A 6,517-nucleotide genomic window follows, 5' to 3' on the forward strand; every position below is an offset into this window, starting at 1 on the left:
TCGGTCGCGCAGGTGCGGACGCTGCTCGGCGAGACCGCGGAGGAGGCCCCGGTCTCGGCCGGGACCGCTGGCGCCGACGCCCCCGTCGAGGAGGCCGGGCCGGGGTTCGTCCGGCTCCAGCAGGCGCCGTCGCCGGAGGCCAACCGGCCCGCGCTGGTGCCGCGTTCGACGCGCGAGGAGGTCCGGAGCCTCGCCTCGCGACGGCCGTCGCCCTCCCGCCGACTGCGCCGGATGCACCCCCAGGCCGACCCGACCGGGCAGGAGGCGACCGCACGGGAGACGGCCGCGACCGACCCGGCCGGAGCGGGGCCACAGAGTGCCGGACGGGTAAGTGAACCGGGCGGTGCAACGGGGGCGTCCGCCGATCGCACGCCCCCGGCGGACGCCCGGGCCGTGACGGAGGCCCGGGCCGTGACGGAGGCCCGGGCCGTGACGGACGCCCGCGCTGTCGCCGGGGCCGGATCCCCGGCGTTCGGGGGCCACGCATCCCGGACCGACGTGTCCTGGACCGAAGCACCCCCGGCCGACGTGTCCTGGACCGGCGCGGCCCGGGCCGAACCGCCGCTCGGCATCCTGATCGGCGGCAGCCCGGTCCAGCCGGAGGCCGTCGGCCGCCCGGAGGAGCGGACGCCGGTCCGGGTGGCCGCGGAGCCGATCCGGGTCGGGCGCGGCACCAGCCTGGTCGTGCTGCCGTCCTGGCGTCCCGCCATCGCGGTCTCGGTGTCGACCGAACAACTGGTCACCGAGACCGGGCTCACCGTCGAGCAACTCGCCGACGCCCGGCTGACGGTGCGGATGAACCCCTGGGCGCTGCACGACCGGGAGCTGGACCTGCACGGCTGGGCACCCGGTCCGGCCGGGCCGACCGGCCGGGCGCCCCGCCGCGGCGGGCGCGGCCCGGGCTAGCGGGCGTTCGGGAGGTAACCGAGGTCGACGGGCACCGGAGGGCGCCCGTCGACCGCCCAGCCCGCGCGGACGGATTCCAGCAACTCCGGCAGCCGGGGCGGCCAGAGGGCGTCGGCGTGCTCGTCGGCGAGGTCGGCCTCGGTCCACCAGCGCCAGTCGAGGATCCGGTCCTGGGCGTGCACCGCGCTGACGTCGCCGACCGGGCCGCGGTGCGGTCCGGTGGTGAGGAAGATGTGCTCGTGCTGGCGGACCGGGGTGCCGTGCCAGGTGAAGTCGTGCTCCCAGGTGCAGAGCAGCGGGCCCGGTTCGAGGTCGGTCCAGCCGGTCTCCTCCCACAGCTCGCGCCGGGCGCCGGCCTGCGGGGTCTCGCCCGGTTCCAGTCCGCCGCCGGGCATGGTCCAGTGGACGCCGACCTCGTCGTTGTCCGAACGGAGCAGGAACACCGAGCCGTTCCCGTCCAGGACCACCGTGCGGGCGGCCTGGCGGGGAACGCGGGTACGCGGTCGCAGCAGTCTTCGCATCGGGACACTCTGACAGCGCCCGGACCGGGCGTCGACCGGATTCACCGCCCCGGAAGCCCAGTTGAGCCCGCCCCCAGCACCGGACCGCCGCCGAGCGGCAGCCGGGGACGGCCCGCCCGCCGTACCCTGACCGCCATGCCCGTACCCTCGATCATCTTCCCCGCCGATCCGCTCAATCCGCGCCGGCCCGATCCGCACTTCACCTGGGAGGCCCGGCTGACAAGGGAGTTGGGCGGCGAGCACCATCTGGTCGACCACGACGCGCTGCTCGCCGGACACGCCGAGGAGGCCGTCCGGCGGGTGCCCCGGGGCAGCGGGCCGCTCTGGTACCGGGGCTGGATGCTCCCCTCCGGCCGGTACGCCGAGTTCGCCGCCGCGCTCGCCGCCCGCGGCGGCAACCTGCTGACCAGTGCGCCCGGATACGCGGCGGCGCACGAACTCCCCGGCTGGTACGGGGTGTTCGAGGGGGCGACCCCGCCCAGCGTGTGGATCCCGTCCGACGGGACGGCGGCGCCCACCCCGGCGGAGCTGGCGGACGCCGCGGCCCGGCTCGGCGGCAGCGGGCCGGCGATCGTCAAGGACTACGTGAAGTCACGCAAGCACGAGTGGCACGAGGCCTGCTACGTACCGGAGTTGGCGGACCTGGCGACCGTCGGCCGGGTGGTCGGGCGGTTCGTCGAGCTGCAGGGTGAGTTCCTGGCCGGCGGGGTGGTGCTGCGGCGGTACGAGGAGTTCGAGCGCACCGACGGACCGGACCGGGACGGCGCCCCGGCCGCAGCCGTCGCGGGCGGCGACGGACGGGCCGTGGAAGCCCGGGTGTGGTGGCTGGACGGCCGGCCGATCATGGTCGGGCCGCATCCGGACGCCCCGCACCAGCGGGTCGAGCCCGACCTCACCGACGTCCCCGCACTGGTGCGAAGACTCGGCTGCCGCTTCGTCACCACCGACCTCGCCAGCCGGGCCGACGGCTCCGGCTGGCGGGTGGTGGAGGTCGGGGACGGACAGGTGAGCGACCTGCCGCGCGGGGTGGACGCCTCGGGCCTGCTGGCCTCGCTGATCGCGGCCTGACGCACGGCGTGCCTGCCCGCCCCCGGTCGAAGGGGCGGGCGGGCACGCGGGCGGTCGGATCAGCCGGCGGCGACCGGCTCGGCCGGTGCCGGGTGGCCGTCCGCGATGAACGCCTGCCAGAGCCGGGCGTACGTCCCGCCCAGGGCGAGCAGTTCGGTGTGGGTGCCGTCCTCGACCACCCGGCCGTGGTCCAGCACGACCACCCGGTCCGCGCGTTCGGCGGTGGTCAGCCGGTGGGCGATGACCAGGGTGGTGCGGCCGCCGCTGAGCCGGTCCGCGGCCTGGTTGACCGCGGCCTCGGTGGCCAGGTCGAGCGCGGCGGTGGCCTCGTCCAGCAGCAGGATGTCCGGGTCGACCAGTTCGGCCCGGGCCAGCGCGATCAGCTGGCGCTGGCCCGCCGAGAGGTTCCGGCCGCGGCCCGCGACCTCGTGGTCGTAGCCGTCGGACAGCCGGACGATCATGTCGTGCGCGCCGACCGCCCGGGCCGCCGCCTCCACCTCGGCCGCCGAGGCGTCCGGCCGGCCGTACGCGATCGCCTCGCGGACCGTGCCCGCGAACAGGTACGCCTCCTGCGGCACCACGCCCAGGCGGTGGCGGTACTCGGCCAGGTCGTAGCGGGTGAGGTCCACCCCGTCCACCCGGACGGTGCCCGCGGTCGCGTCGTAGAACCGCGCGACCAGCTTCACCAGCGTCGACTTGCCCGCGCCCGTCTCGCCGACCAGCGCCACCGTCTGACCGGCGGGGATGTGCAGGTCGACGCCGCTCAGCACCTCCGGCGCGCCGTCCGCGCCGCCGTTGTAGGCGAAGCCGACGCCCTCGAAGCTGATCTCCCCGCGCAGCCCCTCCGGCACCGGGACCGGGTCGGCCGCCTCGGCGGTGGTGGTCGGGGTGCGCAGCAGCTCGCGGATCCGGCCGAGGCCCACCGAGGCCTGCTGGTAGCCGTCGAACACCTGGGACAGCTGGTTGACCGGGGCGAAGAACAGGTCGATGTACAGCAGGTACGCGACCAGCGCGCCGACCGTCAGCGTGCCCGCGTCCACCCGGGCGGCACCCACGATCAGCACCAGTGCGGCGGCCACGCTGGAGAGGAACTGGACGAACGGGAAGTACAGCGATATGTAGAACTGCGCCCGGACCCGGGCCTCGCGGTAGGCGATGCCGCGGGCCACGAAGCGGTCGGTGTTGGTGTCGAGCCGGCGGAACGCCTGGACGATCCGCATGCCGGCCACGTTCTCCTGCAGGTCCGCGTTGACCGTGCTGATCAGGTCGCGGGAGCGCTCGTACTGGTCCTTGGACTTCTTCCGGAACACCAGGGTGGCGATCACCAGCAGCGGCAGTACGGCGAAGACCACCAGGGCCAGGCCGGCGTCGATGATCAGCAGGGCCGCGAAGATCCCGGCGAAGGTCAGCAGGCTGACCACGGCGGTGACCATGCCGGTCTGCAGGAAGGACGTCAGCGAGTCCAGGTCGGTGGTCATCCGGGTCATGATCCGGCCGGTCAGCTCGCGCTCGTAGTAGTCCAGGCCGAGCCGGTTGAGGTGGGCGAAGATCTTGAGCCGGAGGGTGTAGAGCACCCGCTCGCCGGTACGGCCGCTGACCCGGTTCTCGGCGCTCTGCACCAGCCAGTCCAGCAACACCACGACCAGCGCGGTGATCGAGGCCACCGCGACGCCGGACATCAGGCCCTTGCGGACGCCCTCGTCGATGCCGTGCCGGATCAGCACCGGCAGCACCAGCCCGGCCGCCGCGTCGAGGGCGACCAGCAGCAGGGCGATCAGCAGCGGGACGCGGAAGGGGCGCAGCAGCCGGCCCAGGCTGAAGTCGGGGTCACCGGCCTCGGCCTCGGCGCGGGGGACGGCGGGGGCGTCGGTGGCCGGCGGAAGGGCGGCGACCTTGTCCAGCAGATCGGGGTCGGCGGTGCGGGCCGCCTTGGCGAGGGCGGGGGTGGCGAGTGCGGGGGCCGGTCGGCCGGGGTGTTCGGTCCGCTCGCCCTGGTCCGGCTGTTCCGGGCCTTCGGTCCGCTCGGGCTGTTCCGGGTGTTCGGTCCGCTCGGGCTGTTCGAGCTGTTCGGTCCGCTCGCCCTGGCCGTCCAGGAGCTCGGACGCGGGCCGGGGCCCGGGGGTGGGTCCCGCCTCGGGGTCGGTGATCAGGGCCCGGTACTGGGGACATCGGGCTTCGAGTTCCTCGTGTGTGCCGAGGTCCAGCAGCCGGCCCTGGTCCAGCACGGCGATCCGGTCGGCGAGTTGGAGGGTCGAGCGGCGGTGGGCGATCAGCAGGGTGGTGCGGCCGGTCATCACCGAGCGCAGCGCGTCGTGGATCTCCGCCTCGACCTGCGGGTCGACGGCTGAAGTGGCGTCGTCCAGCAGCAGGATCCGGGGGTCGGTGAGGATCGCCCGGGCCAGGGCGATGCGCTGGCGCTGACCGCCGGAGAGGGTCAGCCCCTGCTCGCCGACCTTGGTCTCGTAGCCGTCCGGCAGCGCGCGGACGAACTCGTCGGCCTGGGCGGCGCGCGCGGCGGCGACGATCTGCTCGTCGGTGGCGTCCGGGCGGCCGTAGGCGATGTTGGTGCGGACCGACTCCGAGAACAGGAAGCTCTCCTCGGGCACGATGCCGACCGTCGCGCGGACCGAGTCCAGAGTGAGGTCGCGCAGGTCGTGGCCGAAGAGGCGGACGGCGCCGGCCGCCGGGTCGTAGAAGCGGGGCACCAACTGGGCCACCGTCGACTTGCCGGAGCCGGAGGCCCCCACCAGGGCCAGCGTCTCGCCGGGGGCCAGCTTCAGGCTGAGGCCGTGCAGCACGGGAGCCGGGTGCTCGGGGTCGTAGCGGAACTCGACCCGGTCGAACTCCAGGGCGACGTCGGGGGTGCGGGGGCCGGCCGCGCCGCCGTCCGCAGCCGTGTCCCCGTGGGTGAGGTCCAGGGTGAGCGCGTCCGGGCGCTCCTGGACCAGCGGGCGCTCGTCGATCAGCTGCAGGACGCGCTCGACGCCCGCCCGGGCCTGCTGGCCGACCGTGATGACCATGGTCAGCATCCGCACCGGACCGGTCATCTGCGCGACATAGGTCGAGAAGGCGACGAACGTCCCGAGCGACACCCGCCCGTCGACGGCCAGCCAGCCGCCGAAGGCCAGCACCGCGACCTGGGCGAGGGCCGGGATCACCTGCATCGCCGGGTTGTAGCGGGCGTTGAGGCGTATCGACCGGAGCCGGGCGGCGAACAGGTTGCGGGAGACCCGCTCCAGCTTGTCCCGCTCCTGCGCCTCCTGACCGAATCCCTTCACCACCCGGACGCCACCGATCGCGCCGTCCACCACGCCCGCGACCTCGGCCGCCTCCTGCTGGGCGGCCCAGGTGGCCGGGAACAGGCGCTTGCGGCTGCGCACGCTGACCCACCACAGCGCGGGGGCCATGACCAGGGCGACCAGGGTCAGCGGCGGGGACAGCCAGACCATCACGCCCAGCGACATCACGAACATCAGCAGGTAGCCGGTCATCATCGGCAGCATCGACAGCAGGCCGTTGATCAACTGGAGGTCGGAGGTCGCGCGGCCCACCACCTGGCCGGTGTCCAGGCGGTCCTGGCGGTGACCGTCGAGCCGGCCGAGCGAGCGGAACAGGTCGCTGCGCATGTCGTGCTGGACGTCGAGGGCCAGCTGGCCACCGTAGTAGCGACGGACCTGGGTGCAGCCGAAGACCACGACAGCGGCGAGCAGCAGCAGCACCGCCCATGGCGCCAGCGAACGGGTGTGGGCGACGATGACGTCATCGATGATCAGCTTGGTGACCAGCGGCACCAGCGCGGTGACGGCCATGCCGAGCAGCGAGGCGCCGAAGGCGAGCAGCAGGCTGCGGCGGGACCGCCAGCTGTAGCCGCCCAGGCGGCGCAGCCACCCATCGGCCGGGGCGGCTGTGTCCGGGGCGGTCGTGTCCGGGGTTGCGGCTGCGTCCGGGGTGGCGTCCGCAGTCTGCCCGGCAGCCGTGCCCGGGGCGCCGGCCGTGCTCCGGGCGGCGGTCGGGCCCGGCTC

General features: G+C 74.7%; 4 protein-coding genes. 2 read left to right on the plus strand and 2 right to left on the minus strand.

The window, feature by feature from the left end:
- Positions 1–906: hypothetical protein (locus BG452_RS27420; protein WP_411293028.1), on the plus strand; the 906-nt coding region annotated here is incomplete at its 5' end.
- Here BG452_RS27420 and BG452_RS27425 read toward each other — a convergent pair.
- Positions 903–1,427 (minus strand): NUDIX hydrolase, encoded by a 525-nt coding sequence (locus BG452_RS27425; protein WP_223242802.1) that lies wholly within the window; start codon positions 1,425–1,427, stop codon positions 903–905. The genes BG452_RS27420 and BG452_RS27425 overlap by 4 nt on opposite strands.
- Before the next feature lie 135 nt (positions 1,428–1,562).
- Here BG452_RS27425 and BG452_RS27430 point away from each other — a divergent pair, with 135 nt between their 5' ends.
- Positions 1,563–2,495 (plus strand): ATP-grasp domain-containing protein, encoded by a 933-nt coding sequence (locus tag BG452_RS27430; RefSeq protein WP_188307037.1) that lies wholly within the window; start codon positions 1,563–1,565, stop codon positions 2,493–2,495.
- 59 nt (positions 2,496–2,554) lie between these two features.
- Here the strand turns inward: BG452_RS27430 and BG452_RS27435 are convergent, their stop codons facing one another.
- Positions 2,555–6,379 (minus strand): ABC transporter ATP-binding protein, encoded by a 3,825-nt coding sequence (locus BG452_RS27435; RefSeq protein ID WP_188307039.1) that lies wholly within the window; start codon positions 6,377–6,379, stop codon positions 2,555–2,557.
- Positions 6,380–6,517: the final 138 nt, after the last annotated feature.

The organism is Streptomyces sp. CBMA123 (assembly GCF_014596465.1).
Classification (GTDB): domain Bacteria; phylum Actinomycetota; class Actinomycetes; order Streptomycetales; family Streptomycetaceae; genus Kitasatospora.